General features: G+C 72.8%; 11 protein-coding genes. 7 read left to right on the top strand and 4 right to left on the bottom strand.

Annotated features, from left to right (window positions below):
- Positions 1-7 precede the first annotated feature (7 nt).
- On the top strand, positions 8-1,546 hold the full coding sequence (locus tag ABD292_RS41240) for an MFS transporter (RefSeq protein ID WP_344217446.1): 1,539 nt from the start codon (positions 8-10) through the stop codon (positions 1,544-1,546).
- On the opposite strand, the gene ABD292_RS41235 is transcribed toward ABD292_RS41240, so the two are convergent.
- Genes ABD292_RS41235 through ABD292_RS41225 form a run of 3 tightly spaced genes read right to left on the bottom strand, consistent with a single transcriptional unit; the run spans position 1,522 to position 4,509 of the window.
- On the bottom strand, positions 1,522-3,042 hold the full coding sequence (locus ABD292_RS41235; RefSeq protein ID WP_344217444.1) for a tripartite tricarboxylate transporter permease: 1,521 nt from the start codon (positions 3,040-3,042) through the stop codon (positions 1,522-1,524). The two genes, ABD292_RS41240 and ABD292_RS41235, sit on opposite strands and share 25 nt — an antisense overlap.
- Before the next feature lies 1 nt (position 3,043).
- Positions 3,044-3,538 (bottom strand): tripartite tricarboxylate transporter TctB family protein, encoded by a 495-nt coding sequence (locus ABD292_RS41230; RefSeq protein WP_344217442.1) that lies wholly within the window; start codon positions 3,536-3,538, stop codon positions 3,044-3,046.
- Positions 3,538-4,509, bottom strand: coding sequence for a tripartite tricarboxylate transporter substrate binding protein (locus ABD292_RS41225; RefSeq protein WP_344217440.1), 972 nt, complete (start codon positions 4,507-4,509; stop codon positions 3,538-3,540). Before ABD292_RS41225 ends, ABD292_RS41230 begins: the two co-directional genes overlap by 1 nt.
- 127 nt (positions 4,510-4,636) lie before the next feature.
- Between ABD292_RS41225 and ABD292_RS41220 the strand changes: the two genes are divergently transcribed.
- From ABD292_RS41220 to ABD292_RS41210, 3 genes are all read left to right on the top strand, one after another.
- A complete protein-coding gene (locus ABD292_RS41220) occupies positions 4,637-6,226 on the top strand; it encodes an ATP-binding protein (RefSeq protein WP_344217438.1) in 1,590 nt (529 codons plus the stop codon).
- Positions 6,223-6,885, top strand: coding sequence for a response regulator (locus ABD292_RS41215; protein WP_344217435.1), 663 nt, complete (start codon positions 6,223-6,225; stop codon positions 6,883-6,885). Before ABD292_RS41220 ends, ABD292_RS41215 begins: the two co-directional genes overlap by 4 nt.
- Before the next feature lie 93 nt (positions 6,886-6,978).
- A complete protein-coding gene (locus ABD292_RS41210) occupies positions 6,979-8,970 on the top strand; it encodes a VanW family protein (RefSeq protein ID WP_344217433.1) in 1,992 nt (663 codons plus the stop codon).
- Positions 8,971-8,974: 4 nt separating this feature from the next.
- Here the strand turns inward: ABD292_RS41210 and ABD292_RS41205 are convergent, their stop codons facing one another.
- A complete protein-coding gene (locus ABD292_RS41205; RefSeq protein ID WP_344217431.1) occupies positions 8,975-10,066 on the bottom strand; it encodes a PQQ-dependent sugar dehydrogenase in 1,092 nt (363 codons plus the stop codon).
- A 38-nt stretch (positions 10,067-10,104) separates the two neighbouring features.
- On the opposite strand from ABD292_RS41205, the gene ABD292_RS41200 reads away from it, so the two are divergent.
- The 3 genes from ABD292_RS41200 to ilvB all read left to right on the top strand — a co-directional run.
- Entirely contained in the window at positions 10,105-11,013 is a 909-nt protein-coding gene (locus ABD292_RS41200; protein ID WP_344217429.1) for a 2-hydroxyacid dehydrogenase, read from the top strand.
- A gap of 251 nt (positions 11,014-11,264) precedes the next feature.
- Positions 11,265-13,880 carry a putative bifunctional diguanylate cyclase/phosphodiesterase gene (locus ABD292_RS41195; protein ID WP_344217427.1) on the top strand — a complete coding sequence of 872 codons (2,616 nt, stop codon included), beginning with the start codon at positions 11,265-11,267 and terminating at the stop codon, positions 13,878-13,880.
- A gap of 205 nt (positions 13,881-14,085) precedes the next feature.
- A partial coding sequence (ilvB, locus tag ABD292_RS41190) for a biosynthetic-type acetolactate synthase large subunit (RefSeq protein ID WP_344217425.1) occupies positions 14,086-15,344 on the top strand: 1,259 nt, incomplete at its 3' end.

Raw genomic sequence — 15,344 nt, 5'->3', positions numbered from 1 at the left:
CTGCGGCATGTCGAGAAGAGCGTTGACGGCCGGCCTGGTGGCGCTGATGTCACTGGTGGCCTTCGAGTACATGGCGGTCGCGATCGCGATGCCGGTCGTGGCCGAGGAACTGGGCGGGCTGGAGCTGTACGGGCTGGCCTTCAGCGGCGCGATGGCGGCGAGCGTGGTCGGCACGGTGCTCGGCGGCCGGTGGGCCGACCTGCGCGGGCCCATGGCGCCGCTGTGGACGGGCGTGGCCGGGTTCGGGGCCGGGCTGGCCGTGGCGGGTCTCGCGCCGAGCATGGAGGTGCTGATCGCGGGCCGCTTCGTCCAGGGGTTCGGCGGGGCGCTGGTCAGCGTGGCGCTGTACGTGCTGGTGGCCCGGGTCTATCCCGAGGAGCTGCATCCGCGGATCTTCTCGCTGTTCGCGACGGCGTGGGTGGTGCCGTCGATGGTGGGCCCGGTGATCGTGGGCGTGCTGACCGACACGCTCGGCTGGCGGTCGGTGTTCCTGCTGGTGCCGTTCCTGACCGTGGTCGCCGGGTTGCTGCTGCTGCGCGGGCTGGCGGGACAGCCGGTGCGCGGCGGGCAGCGAGGGCCCGCCCCCGGCCTGCCGGCGAAGATCACGTGGGCGGCGGTGACCGCCGTCGGGGCCGCGCTCATGCAGTACGGAAGCACGGACGGGCGGCTGCCCCTGCTGATCATCGGGCTCGTGGTGCTGGCCGTGGCGCTGCCCAGGCTGCTGCCGGCCGGGACGCTGCGGGCGGCCCGCGGGCTGCCGTCCGTGGTGGGGCTGCGCGGGCTGGCCGCCGGGGCGTTCTTCGCGGCCGAGGTCATGGTGCCGCTCATGCTGCGCGAGGAGCGGGAGCTGTCCACGACGGCGGCCGGGCTGGTGCTCACCGGTGGCGCGCTGAGCTGGTCGTTCGCGTCGTGGCTGCAGGGGCGGGAGGTCTTCGGGCAGCGGACCAACCTGCGGCTGGGCTCGGCGATGATCGCGCTGGGCATCGTGGTCATGGGGGCGGTCACGATCCCGTCGGTGCCGCTGGCGGTGGCGTATCCGGCGTGGATCGTCACCGGGTTCGGGATCGGGCTGATCTATCCGACGCTGTCGGTGCTCACGCTGGAGCTGTCGGCGCCCGGCGAGCAGGGGGAGAACAGCTCGGCGCTGCAGGTGGGGGAGTCGGTGTTCTCGGTGGTGTCGGTGGCGGTCACGGGGGCGCTGTTCCTGTCGGCGGGGCGGGAGTACTGGGTGGTGTTCGCGGCGACGCTGGTGATGGCGGTGGCGGGGCTGGCCGTCGCCCCCAGGGCGTTCGGCGGCCCGAAGGCCACCGGAACACCCGGGGACGGCGAGGCCGGCCAGGCCGCCGGGAGGAGCCAGGCCGGCCAGGCGAGCGCCGGCCAGGCGAGCGTCGGCCAGGCGAGCGTCGGCCAGGCGAGCGTCGGCCAGGCGAGCGTCGGCCAGGCAAGCGTCGGCCAGGAAAGCGCGGGCCAGGAAAGCCCCGGCCGGGCGAGCGGTGCGGGCCCGGCCGGGGCGGCGGCGGGTCAGTCTTCGGCGGGCTCCGTGTAGGAGGTCGCGCGGCGCCGGGCCGCCAGCCGCCTGGCGAGCGGAGTCAGCAGCGCCAGCGCCGCCAGCGCCAGCAGCGCCGCCGCGACCGGGCTGCGCACCAGGACACTGACGTCGCCCGCGCCGATCGCCAGCGCCCGGCGGAGCTGGATCTCCGCCATCGGCCCCAGGATCATGCCGATCACCGCGGGGGCGATCGGCAGGCCGAAGCGGCGCATGGCGTAGCCGAGCAGGCCGAGGACGTACAGCACGAACAGGTCCACGACGGTGCCGTTCAGCGCGTACACGCCGAGGGCGGCGAACAGCACGATCCCGGCGTACAGGTACGGCCTGGGCACCCGCAGCACCCGCGCCCACACCGGGGCCAGCGGCAGGTTGAGCACCAGCAGCATCGCGTTGCCGATGAACAGCGAGGCGATCATGGCCCAGACCAGCGCCGGGTTGTGGTCGAAGAGCTGCGGGCCGGGCTGCAGGCCGTACTGCTGGAAGGCGGCCAGCATGATCGCGGCGGTCGCGGAGGTGGGCAGGCCCAGCGTGAGCAGGGGCACCAGGGTGCCGGCGGCGGAGGCGTTGTTGGCCGCCTCCGGCCCGGCGACGCCCTCGATGGCGCCCTTGCCGTACTCCTCGCGGGCCACGCCGCGGGCCAGGCGGCGCTCGGCCGCGTACGACAGGAACGTCGGGATCTCGGCCCCGCCGCCCGGCAGCGCCCCGAACGGGAACCCCAGCGCCGTGCCACGCAGCCACGGCCCCCAGGAGCGCCGCCAGTCCGCGCGCCCCATCCACGCCCGGCCGACGGGCACCACGGAGGGCGGGGAGTGGCGTAGCCGCGAGGCCACGTACAGGGCCTCGCCGAGCGCGAACAGGCCGACCGCGACGATCACCACGTCGATGCCGTCGAGGAGCTGCGGGACGCCGAGCGTGAGCCGCGCCTGCCCGGTCTGCTGGTCGATGCCGATCAGCCCGATCACCAGGCCGAGGCCGAGCGAGGCGAGACCGCGTACGACCGAGCGCGACAGCACCGACGACACCGCGATGAACGCGAGGACGGCCAGCGCGAAGTAGTCCTCGGGCCCGAACGAGATCGCGAACGCCACCACCGCGGGAGCCGCCACGACCAGCAGCGCGGTGGCGATGGTCCCGGCCACGAACGAGCCGATGGCCGCCGTGGCGAGGGCCTGCGCCGCCCGCCCGCGCCTGGCCATCTTGTTGCCCTCCAGCGCGGTGATCATGGAGGAGGACTCGCCGGGCGTGTTGAGCAGGATGGACGTGGTCGAGCCGCCGTACATGCCGCCGTAGTAGATGCCGGCGAACATGATGAACGCGGCGGTCGGCGGCACCGTGAACGTGACCGGCAGCAGCAGCGCCACCGTCATCGCCGGCCCGATGCCGGGCAGCACGCCGACCAGGGTGCCGAGGGTGACGCCGATGAGCGCGTACATGAGGTTGACGGGGGTGAGCGCGGCGGCGAAGCCGTCCAGCAGCAGCTCCAGGGAGGTCATCTCACAGCACCCCCGCGAGCGGCCCGTCCGGCAGCCGCACGCCGAGCCCGTTGACGAACAGCACGTACGTGAGCACGCCCATGACCACGGCGACCACGGCCGCCCGCGCCTTGTGCTCGGCCCCGAGCGCCACCGACAGCCCGAAGAACAGCAGGCTCGCGCCGATGATCCAGCCGAGCAGGTCGAGCAGCGCCGCGAAGGCCAGGAAGATGCCGCTTACCAGCAGCAGGCCGCGCAGGTCGGCGGGGGCGGCGGCGTCCACGTCCTCGCTCTCCTCGGGGTCGCCGTGCCCGCCGCGCAGCACGTCGAGCACGTAGAACAGGCCGATCACGACCATGGCCCCGCCGACCAGCACGGGGAAGAACCGCGGCCCTGGCCCGAGCCGGGAGGCCGCCGCCGAGACGTCGAGCGTCCCGGCGATCACGAAGACCCCCAGCCCGAGCACCACGAGCGCGAGCCCGAGCTCGGGCCGCCACCACGAACGCAGGCGCGTCATCAGGACACGAGCCCCATCTCGGCGATGATGCCCTTGACCCGGGCCTGCTCGGCGCTCAGGAAGTCGGCGAACTGCTGACCGGTCTGGAAGGAGTCGATCCAGCCGTTCTTGGCCACGGCGTCCTTCCACGGCTGCGCGTCGTGCATCTTGGTGACCAGGTCGGTCAGCGCGGTCTTGTCGGCCTCGGACAGGCCGGCGGGGGCGACGAAGCCGCGCCAGTTGGCCAGCTCCACGTCCAGGCCGCCCTCCTTGAGCGTGGGCGCGTCCAGGTCGGCCAGGCGCTCGCCGGAGGTGACGCCGAGGGCGCGCAGCTTGCCCGACCTGACGTGCTCGGCGAACTCCGAGACGCCCGAGACGCCCGCGGTGACCTTGCCGCCGAGGAGCTCGTTCAGCGCCTCGCCGCCGCCGGAGTGCGCGATGTAGTTGACCTGCTTGGGGTCCACGCCCGCGGCCTTGGCCATGAGCCCGGCCACGATGTGGTCGGTGCCGCCCGCCGAGCCGCCGGAGATCGACACCTTCGCCGGGTCGGCCTTCCACGCCGCCACCAGGTCGGCCAGCGTCTTGTGCGGCGAGGAGGCCGGGACCACGACGATCTCGTACTCCTCGGTCAGCTTCGCGATCGGCGTGGTCTCCGCCAGCGTGACCTTCGACTTGTTCTGCTCGATGGCGCCCACCATGACCAGGCCCATCGTCATGAGCAGGTTGCCATTGCCCTTCTCACCGGCCAGCTGCGCCAGGCCGATCGTGCCGCCCGCGCCCGGCACGTTGTACACCTCGACCTTGCGGTCCGGCGCGGCGCTCTTGAAGGCCTGCTCGGCGGTGCGGGAGGTCTGGTCCCAGCCGCCGCCGGGCGCGGCCGGGGCCATGATCCGCAGCGTGCCCGAGGCGCTGGTCCCGCCGCCCTGCCCGCCGCAGCCGCTCAGCACGGCGAGGGAGAACGCCGCGAGCGTGGCGAATATGCGCAGACGCATGATCGACTCCAGGAAAGAGAGTTCACGGTTATGAAACTGGGATGGTGAATCCCCTTCCGATCCGCGTCGAGGCTTTGCATGCTTGCCGTCATAGTGGTCGTATTGGTCGTGACCTGGGTGCAGGCATATGTGGTCCGCGAGACGGGTGCGTGAGGCCCCGCTGGGCACCCAGCTCTTCGTGCTCCAGATGGTGATCGTGCTGATGGCCGCCGGCGGCACCGCCGCGGTGTGGGCGGGGCACACCCGCGAGCAGCTCGACGCGCTGCACCAGCAGCGGGCGCTCGCCATCGCCCAGTCGGTGGCCGCGCTCCCGCAGGTCCGCGACGCGTTCAGGCGGCCCGATCCGGAGAGCGTGCTGCAGCCGCTCGCGCTGGGCGTCCAGCAGGAGACCGGCGCCGACTACGTCGTCATCGCCGACGCCCAGCAGCGCCGCTACGCCCACCCCAACGCCTCGCTCATCGGCAAGCGGCTGTCCACCGACGGCACGGTGGTGCTGCGCACCGGCCGGAGCTGGGTCGGCACCGAGACCGGCACGCTCGGCACCACGGTCCGCGGCAAGACCCCGATCCGCGACGAGTACGGCGCCGTCATCGGTCTGGTCTCCGTCGGCGTCCTGGAGACGACGGTCATGAACCAGCTCGGCGGCGCGCTGCCGCCGCTGGTGTGGACCGCGCTCGCGGTCATGCTGGCCGGGCTGGCGCTGGCCGCGCTCGTCACCGCCCGGGTGCGCAGGCAGACCTTCGGCCTGGAGCCGAGGGAGATCGCGGCGCTGCTGGAGCAGCGCGAGGGCGTGCTGCACGGCGTGAAGGAGGGCGTGCTCGCGCTCGACCTCGACGGCCGCGTGACGCTGGTCAACGACGCCGCCCGCGACCTGCTCGGCGCGGTCGCCGAGGGCGAGGACCTGACCAGGCTGCCGGTCTCCGAGCGCCTGCGCGACGTGCTCGGCGGCGCCGACCCCGGCGAGGACCGCGTCGTGCTGCACGGCGAGCGGGTGCTGGTGCTCAACCGCACCCCCGTGTCCGTACGCGGCCGGCAGCTCGGCTGGGTCGTCACCCTCAGGGACCGCACCGAGCTGATCCGCCTGGCCCGCGAGCTGGACGACGCCAGCAGCGCCACCGACGCGCTGCGCGCGCAGGCCCACGAGTTCGCCAACCGCATGCACACCGTCGTCGGGCTGCTGGAGCTGGGCGAGCACGAGGCCGCGATCGGCTTCATCACCCGCACGACGCGCGGCACGTACGCCAGCGACCTGCGCGAACGCGTCCAGGACCCCACGCTGGCCGCGCTGCTGCTGGCCAAGTCCGCCGAGGCCGCCGAGCGCGGCGCGACGCTCGTGCTGTCGGAGGACTCCCGGGTGCCCGAGGGCACGCTCGGCGATCCGCAGGACGCGGTCCTCGTCGTCGGCAACCTGGTGGCCAACGCGATCGACGCGCTCGACGGCGCGCTGGGCACGATCGAGGTCTCGGTGCGCTCCGACGCGGGTGGCCTGCGCGTACGGGTCGGCGACTCCGGCCCCGGCATCGCCCCCGACCTGGTCGAGGAGGTGTTCAGGGAGGGCTTCACCACCAAGGCCGCCCACTCGGGGCCGCGCGGCCTCGGCCTGGCCCTGACCCGGCAGGCGTGTCTGCGCCGGGGCGGCTGGGTGCGCGTGGGCAACGCGGGCGGCGCGGTCTTCACGGCCCTCCTGCCGGCCCTCACGCAGGGTGGGACGCGATGAACGACGTACGGGTGCTCGTCGTGGACGACGATTTCATGGTGGCCCGCATCCACGGCGGCTACGTCGCCCGCGTCCCCGGCTTCCGGGTGGTGTCCACGGCCCACACGGGGGCGGGCGCCCTCGCCGCGGCGGCCGAGTCGCGGCCCGACCTCGTGCTGCTCGACATCTACCTGCCCGACATGTCGGGGCTGGAGGTGCTGAAGGCGCTCCACGACGTGGACGTCATCATGATCAGCGCCGCCCGCGACGTGCCCACGGTGCAGGAGGCCATGCGCGGCGGCGCGGTGAACTATCTGATCAAGCCGTTCACCGCCGCCGCCCTGGCCGAACGCCTCCGGCACTACGCCGACACCCGCCGCCGCCTGACCGCCATCGGCGCCGAGGTCCGCCAGGACGACGTGGACCGGCTCTTCGGCGCCCCCGCCGCCACCGCGCCCCTGCCGAAGGGGCTGTCGGCGGCCACGTGCGCGCTGGTCGCGGACACGCTCAGGGAGGCGGGACGCGACCTGTCCGCGGCCGAGACCGCCGAGCTCACGGGCCTGTCGCGGGTGAGCGCCCGCCGCTACCTCGACCACCTGAGCACGGCGGGCCGGGCCGAGGCGCGGCCACGGTACGGCACCGCCGGCCGGCCGGAGCACCGCTACCGGTGGCTAGGTTGACACACTTCCGTATCCATTTCCCGTGACATATGCGGATCGTCGTGCCTTACTGTTGCCTGAGACTTGGCTGCGGACCGGGAGGAGACTGAGGGCGTGCGCGACGCCGGACCGATCGAATCACCGACCGACCCGTTCGCCTCGGTGCCTTTGCCCTCGTCGAGCGTCTCCAGGAAGCCGCGCATCGAAGGACTGCCGCCGGGCGTCTCCCGCGACATCTTCGGCCCGCCGGACCGCCAGGACAGCCGGCCCGCTCAGGGCCCCGGCGCGCCGGGCGGTCCCGCGGCCGGCACGCTGCCGCCCGCGACGCCGCCGGCCCAGCCGTGGCCGATGAAGGAGAAGGAGCCCGCGCCCGTGTTCGGGTCCGGGCCCGGCGAGCGGCCATCCTTCGCCGGCGACCCCGAGCCGCCCAGGCGCCGCCGCCTGCTGCCCGGCCTCGCGCTGCTCGTCGTGGTGCTCGCCGCCCTGGCGTACGTGGTGCCCGCCGTCTTCATGTCCGGCTCGGTGTTACGCGGCACCCGCGTGGCGGGGGTGGACATCGGCGGGCTGACCGTCACGCAGGCGGCCGACAAGCTCCGCGACGAGCTGGGCGCCAAGCTCAGCAGGCCGGTCACGGTCGAGATCGGCGACAAGAAGGACACCGTCCAGGCCGACGAGGCCGGGCTGGAGCTGGACGTGGTCGGCACCATCGGCCAGGCGCCCAGCGGCTTCCCCAGCCCCGTGGAGGTCTGGCGGGGCCTGACCGGCACCACCGAGCTCCAGCCGAAGATCAACATCGATTCCTCCCAGCTCGCCAGGACCGTGGACGGCCTGGCCGAGACCGTGGACAAGCCCGCGGTCGAAGGGCGCGTCACGTTCGCCGGGCTGGAGCCCAAGGCCCGTCAGCCCGCCGACGGCGTGGTGCTCGACCGCGAGGACGCCGTACGCCGCATCGGCGACACCTTCCTGCGCGGCGGCGGCAACGTCGTCCTCACCCTGCGGCCCGCCAAGCCCGTCACCACCTCCGAGGCGGTGGAGGCGGCCGTGACCAAGGCGCGCCAGGCCGTGTCCGCGCCGCTGACGCTCACCGCGGACGGCAGGCAGGCGCAGGTCACGCCCGCGATGATCGCGGCCAACCTGGCGTACGTGCCGGACGGCGACGGCACGCTGGTGGCCCAGTTCGACGCCAAGGCGGCGCTCGCCGGGCTGGAGAGCACCCTGGTCGACGCCGCCCAGCAGCCGCGCGACGCGACGTACCAGATCGTGAACGGCGCGCCGGTCCTGGTGCCCTCGCGCACCGGCCGGGGCGTGAACGACAAGCTGCTCGCCAGGGACGCGGAGAAGGTCTTCGACGCCGGCGGCGCCCGCGTCGTCCCCGTACGGCTGGGCACGGTCGAGCCGGCCGTCACCACCCAGCAGATCCGCGGCCTCGGCATCAAGGAGCAGGTGGCCACCTTCACCACGTCCTTCGAGTGCTGCCAGACCCGCGTCACCAACATCAGGCGCATGGCGCAGCAGCTCGACGGCCATGTGGTGAAGCCGGGGGAGACGTTCTCCATCAACGAGGTCGTCGGCGAGCGGACCGTCGAGGACGGCTACGTCATGGCCGGGCAGATCGTCGGCGGGCGCATGGTGAGCCTGGTCGGCGGCGGCGTCTCGCAGTTCGCCACGACCATGTACAACGCGGCCTTCTTCGGCGGCTTCGAGGACGTCGAGCACCAGCCCATGGACTACTACGCGCCGCGCTACCCGGCCGGCCGCGACGTCGCGCTGCTCTACCCCGAGACCGACCTCAAGTGGCGCAACGACTCCGAGTTCGGGGTGCTGGTGAAGACCGCCTCCACGGACACGTCCGTGACGGTGACGCTCTGGAGCACCAAGCGCTACGACAAGATCGAGGCGATCACGTCGGAGCGGCGGGACGTCGTCGCCTTCCGTACGGAGGTCAGCTCCGAGCCCGGCTGCCTGCCCACCCTCGGGCAGGAGGGCTTCACCGTGGACGTCACCCGGGTCTTCCACCAGGGCGGCAAGGTCGTCAAGCGGGACCCGAAGCTGACCACCGAGTACCGGCCGCAGGCGCAGATCACCTGCACCGGCAGCGGCCAGTAGCGGGTCAGGAGATCGGGACGGACAGCACGCGGTCGTCGCCCGCGCGCGGCGAGCCGCGGCCGTCCTTGTTGCTGGTGCCGACCCAGAGCGCGGAGCCGTCCGGCATGGCCGCGACGGCGCGCAGCCTTCCGTAGCGGCCCTCGAACCGGGCGACCGGCTCGCCGGCCGTGCCGTCGGCCGCCAGCGGGACCTGCCACAGCCGCTCGCCGCGCAGCGCGCCCACCCACAGCGAGCCGCCGGCGTAGGCCATGCCGGACGGCGAGGCGTCGGAGGTGGGCCAGGTGACGATCGGGTTCACGTAGCGGGGGTCGTCGCCGCGCCCCTCGACCTCGGGCCAGCCGTAGTTGCCGCCCGGCTTGATCAGGTTGACCTCGTCCCAGGTGTTCTGGCCGAACTCGCTGGCGTACAGGCGGCCCTCCTGGTCCCACGCGAGGCCCTGGACGTTGCGGTGGCCGTAGCTGTAGACGAGCGTGCCGAACGGGTTGCCGGGCGCGGGCGCGCCCTCGGTGGTCATGCGCAGGATCTTGCCGGCCAGCGAGGCGCGGTCCTGCGCCAACGGGCGGTCGCCGGTCTCGCCGGTGGTCGCGTAGAGGTAGCCGTCGGGGCCGAAGGCGAGCCGGCCGCCGTTGTGGATGCCGCCCTTCGGGATGCCCTCGACGAGGACCTTCGCCGCGCCCAGCCGGTTGCCGTCGAAGGCGTAGCCGACGACGCGGTTGTCCCGCTCGGCGGTGTAGTAGAGGAAGACCCGGTCGTCCTTGACCGCCACGCCCATCAGGCCGCCCTCGCCGTCGGGGCGCGCCTCGGCGATCTTCGCCACCTCGCTGACCTGCCCGGACGCGCTGATCCTGAGCAGCCGGGCGGTGTCCCGCTCGGTCACCAAAGCGCCGCCGTCCGGCAGGAACGCGATGCCCCAGGGCACGGCGAGGCCCGTGGCGACGTCCTTGGGCGTGCCGGGGCTGACGGCGGCGGTCACCGAGGCCGCCGGGGTGGCGGCGGCCTGCGGGGTCGCCGGGCCCTCCCGGGGACCGGCCTCGGGGGCGCCGGGGGAGCAGGCGGTCAGCGCGGCCAGGAGCACGAGCGTCCAGAGCTTCCTCATGTGTTCCATACTTACCCGCGCGCCGTAAGGTTCTGGGCATGAAGACCTGGGTTCCGTCCGCATCGGTAGCCGAAGTCCTGTCCGACCTCCCGGGCGTGGAATGTGCCGTCTACAACTCCTCGACCCCCATGCCGGAGGGGATCGAGGAGGTGGAGGTCTGGGTCCCGCCGCTCATCCCGGTGCCCGACGTGCCCGGCACGCTGGCCAAGATGACCTCGTTGCGGCTGGTGCAGACCGTCACCGCGGGCGTGGACCCGTACCGGCCGCACATGCCCGCGGGCGCGCTGCTCTGCAACGCGCGCGGCGTGCACGACGCCGGCACCGCCGAGTGGGCGGTCGGCGCGATGATCGCGGTGCTGCGGGAGTTCCCCGGGTTCGCCGACGCCCAGCGGCGCGGCGAGTGGACCTACCACCACACGAGCGTGCTGGCCGACTCCACCGTGCTGATCATCGGTTACGGCTCCATCGGCGCGGCGCTCGAACGCCGGCTGGAGGGCTTCGAGGTCGAGGTCGTACGGGTGGCGCGCACGGCCCGCGAGGGCGTGCACGGCATGGCCGAGCTGCCCGCCCTGCTCCCGGAGGCGGACGTCGTGGTGCTGCTCGTCCCGTCCACGCCCGACACCGCCGGCATGGTGGACGCCGCCTTCCTCGGCCGGATGCGCGACGGCGCCGTGCTGGTCAACGCCGCGCGCGGCAGCGTCGTCGACACCGACGCCCTGGTCGCGGAGCTGCGTACCGGCAGGCTGCGGGCCGCGCTGGACGTGACCGCGCCCGAGCCGCTGCCCGAGGGACACCCCCTGTGGAGCGCGCCGGGCGTGTTCATCACCCCGCACGTGGCGGGCAGCACCCCTGCCTCGGAGCGGCGGATGCTGCGGCTGATCAGGGCCCAGCTCGGGCGCTACCGCGCGGGCGAGGAGCTGGACAACGTCATCACCGCGTCCTACTGAAGGGACGCGTACTGAGAGGATTCCGGAACGTGGCTGGTCCGTGACCTGGGGTGCGTACCGTTACGTTTGCAGGGAACTCCTGACTCGCTGTCAAGGATCTCTTGGCGGCAATTGGTCCGTGTGGTTATCAGATCGGTGACGACATCGGCGTTGTCACCACCCGGGCGCCCGGGACCGCACACACTGGCGAGGTGATCGCCGGGCTTCGGCGGTCGCGAGACGCCGAGTTCGAGACGGGATGGGCAACGACTGTGATCCGCTGGCGTGATCCTCGTGCGCCGCTGACCGCCGTGATCGCGGCAGGTGTGGTGGTGCTCGCCGCCGCGTTCCTGAACGACGATCAGGTCCTTGTCGCCGGAGCGGTCATCGGAGGGATCGCCGCGCTCGCGGCCGCCGCCTCCCTGGTGGTGGCCTCGCTGCGGTCGGGCGGGCACCGCCCCACCGCGATGGGCGCCCGCTGGATCGGCGGCGGCGCCGTCATCTGGGGCGCCGGACTGGCGCTGCGGCCGGTCGACGGAGGCTTCGTCGCCGGCTTCGCCGACCTGTTCCTCCTGCTCGGCACGGTGGTCACCGCGGGTGGCGCGCTGATCGCCGCCGACCGCAAGCTGCCGGCCAGGTCGGTGTTACGGCACATCACCGACGCCTACCTGTGCGCGGCCTCGATCTTCCTCGTCGGATGGGTGGTGCAGCTCAGGCACGTCTACGACGCCACCGCCGACCCGCCGACGTTCACCCTGGTCATGCTGCCGCCCATGATGGGCCTGCTGGTGACCTGCGCGGTGCTCCCGTCGGTGGCGATGAGCAGGGCGCGGTCGTGGACGCTGAGCCTGGCCGGGGCCGGCGCGCTCGTCGCCATGAACGTGGCGGGCCTCGCCGTCGCCGTGGCCCGTCTCGACGACGGCGCGCCGTCCGCCTGGGCGGTGCTGCCGGCCCCGGTGGTGTTCCTGCTGCTGGCCGCCGTGCCCTGGATCCAGTGGCCCGGCCACGGCGGCGGGCCCACGGCGAAGAGCCTCGTCGCGATGGTCCCGCTGGGCCTGGTCGCCGTGGCCGCCTGCACGCTGCTGGTCCACGTGGCCGGCGGCAACGCCGGGCGGCCGGTGACCGGCGTCGTGGTGGTCGCGGTCAGCGTCGTGCTGCTCCTGCTGGTCCGGCTGGTCGTGGTCTCGGCGGTCAACGTACGCCTGCGCGGCCTGGTCAGGCTCGGCGAGCGGCAGCTCAGGGAGCTGGCCGAGAGCACCGGCGACGTGGTCTTCCTGTGCGACTACGAGGGCGTGGTGCGCGAGATCGGCGCGGGCGTCGAGGTCACCTACGGTTACGCGCCCGACGAGGTGGTCGGCGGCTCGATCTTCGACTACATCCATCCCGAGGACGTTCCCGGCATCCAGGCCGCGCTGCGCGCCATGGGCCTCGACGAGGAGACCGCCGTCGCCGGCGCCTGCCTCATCGCCTGCCGGGTGCGCGCCGCCGACGGCACCTGGCGGCCCACCGAGTCCGTCGCCACCCGCCACGTCGGCGGCGACGAGCTGATGCTGGTCACCACCAGGGACGTCAGCGACGAGGAGGCCCTGCGCAACCAGGTCGCCCACCTGACCTTCCACGACGGCGTCACCGGCCTGCCCAACCGCGCCTACTTCGAGGAGCGCACCCGCGAGGTGCTCTCCGGCCGCGCGGTGGGCAACGTCGCGGTGATCTTCCTCGATCTCGACGGGTTCACCTCGGTCAACGACTCGGTCGGCCACGCGAGCGGCGACTACCTGCTCGGGCAGGCGGCCCGGCGGCTGCGCGGGGCCGTACGCGCCGACGACACGCTCGCCCGGTGGGGCGGCGACGAGTTCGCGGTGCTGGTGGAGACGGGCGGCGACGCGCAGGTGGCGGTCGACCTGGCCGAGCGGCTGGTCCGCGCGGTGTCGCAGGAGCCGTTCCGTGTCGCCGACCGCGACGTGGCGCTCACCGCGAGCGTGGGCGTGGCCTTCGCCGAGGACGACATCCCCGCCGGTGACCTCATCCGCAACGCCGACGTGGCCATGGCCCGCTCGAAGGAGCTGGGCGGGCGGCGCGTGGAGGTGTTCGCGGCGCAGATGCACGCCGACGTCGTACGACGCCTGGAGCTCGCCGCCGACCTGCAGCGGGCGCTCATCGAGCACCAGTTCGCCATCGAGTACCAACCGGTCGTGGACCTCGCCACCTCGCGCGTCACCGCCGTGGAGGCGCTGGTGCGCTGGTGGCGCGGGTCGGTGTTCGTGCCGCCCGAGCAGTTCCTCGGTCCGGCCGAGGACACCGGCCTGATCGTGCCGCTCGGCGAGTGGATCCTGCGCGAGGCGTGCCGCGAGGTGGCCGCCTGGCGGGCCTCCTCCTGGGACATCGGCCTGTCGCTCAACCTGTCGGCCCGCCAGATCACCGCGCCGCGCTTCGTCGAGACCGTCGAGGAGGCGCTGGCCGAGAGCGGGTTGCCCGCCTCCGCGCTGACCCTGGAGGTCATCGAGGAGATGCTGGTCGAGGACGCCGAGGAGACGATCAAGCGGCTGTCGGAGCTGCGCGCGCTCGGCGTGCGGCTGGCCATCGACGACTTCGGCACCGGCTACGCCTCGCTGGCGTTCCTGCGGCAGCTCCCCGTCGACATGATCAAGATCGATCCGTCGTTCGTGGCGGGGCTCGGCAGGGACGACACCCTGACGTTGCTCACCCGTACGATCGTGCGGCTCGGCCACGATCTCGGCCTCATCGTGGTGGCGGAGGGCATCGAACGTCCCGAGCAGCTCGAACTCCTCCGAGAGATGGGCTGCACCCGAGGTCAGGGCTTCCTCGTGGCCCGGCCGATGGCGGCGCGGGGCGTCGACTCGCTGATGCGGACAAGTCTCACTGTTTGAGACTTGTGTCCACCAAGTTGACACCAGGGCTCTCGGAGCGGATATCGTGGACGACATGCTTCGCAGTGAGATTCTCGTAGTACTTCGCCGGCGCGCAGGCCGATAGCGAAGCACGACGACCTGCGCGCCGCCCCAGTCCCGCCGTCCCAGGTGGGAAGGGGCATTTTTTATGTCCTAAGCGAGTAGCCACGCAAGGAACGAGCCGATGACCGAACGCATGACAGGTGCACAGGCCCTGGTCAGGGCGCTGGAGCACGTGGGGGTCGACACCGTGTTCGGGATCCCCGGCGGCGCCATCCTGCCCGCCTACGATCCCCTCTACGACTCGGTCAAGGTGCGGCACGTGCTTGTACGGCACGAGCAGGGCGCCGGGCACGCGGCCGAAGGTTACGCGCAGGCCACCGGCAAGGTGGGCGTGTGCATGGCGACCAGCGGCCCGGGTGCGACGAACCTGGTGACGCCGCTGGCCGACGCGTTCATGGACTCGGTGCCGATCGTGGCGATCACGGGGCAGGTGGCCTCGCCGATGATCGGCACGGACGCCTTCCAGGAGGCGGACATCTCCGGCATCACCATGCCGATCACCAAGCACAACTTCCTGGTGACCGATCCCGCGGACATCGCCCGTACGATCATGGAGGCGTTCCACATCGCCTCGACCGGGCGTCCCGGGCCGGTGCTCGTCGACATCTCGAAGGACGCGCTGCAGGCCGAGACCACGTTCTCGTGGCCGCCGGTCATGCAGTTGCCCGGCTACCGCCCGGTGACGCGGCCGCACTCCAAGCAGATCCGCGAGGCGGCCAAGCTGATCGCCGAGTCCCGGCGGCCGGTCCTCTACGTGGGGGGCGGCGTCCACAAGGCGCACGCCTCCACCGAGCTGCTGCAGCTCGCCGAGCTGACGAACATCCCCGTCGTCACCACCCTGATGGCCCGCGGCACGTTCCCCGACGGCCATCCGCAGCACATGGGCATGCCCGGCATGCACGGCACCGTCTCGGCGGTCGGCGCGCTGCAGCAGTCCGATCTGATCATCGGGCTGGGCGTGCGGTTCGACGACCGGGTGACCGGCGACCTGTCGACGTTCGCGCCGTACGCGAAGATCGTGCACGCCGACATCGACCCGGCCGAGATCTCCAAGAACCGCCACGCCGACGTGCCGATCGTCGGCGACTGCAAGGAGGTCCTCACCGACCTCATCGCGGCCGTCCAGGCCGGCGGGCAGAAGGGCGACTACGACGAGTGGTGGCGGCTGCTCAACGGCTACAAGCGGACCTACCCGCTGGGTTACGAGCAGTTCGAGGACGGCTCGCTCGCCCCTCAGTACGTCATGGAGCGGCTGAGCGCGATCGTCGGGCCTGACGCCTACTACGTGGCAGGCGTCGGCCAGCACCAGATGTGGGCCTCGCAGTTCATCGACTACGAGAACCCCGGCACGTTCATCAACTCCGGCGGCGCCGGCACGAT

It is taken from the genome of Nonomuraea bangladeshensis (assembly GCF_039529455.1).
GTDB classification, from domain to species: Bacteria; Actinomycetota; Actinomycetes; order Streptosporangiales; family Streptosporangiaceae; genus Nonomuraea; species Nonomuraea bangladeshensis.
The sequence above is the reverse complement of the archived record's forward strand: the minus strand, read 5'-3'. Positions and strand labels throughout refer to the sequence as shown.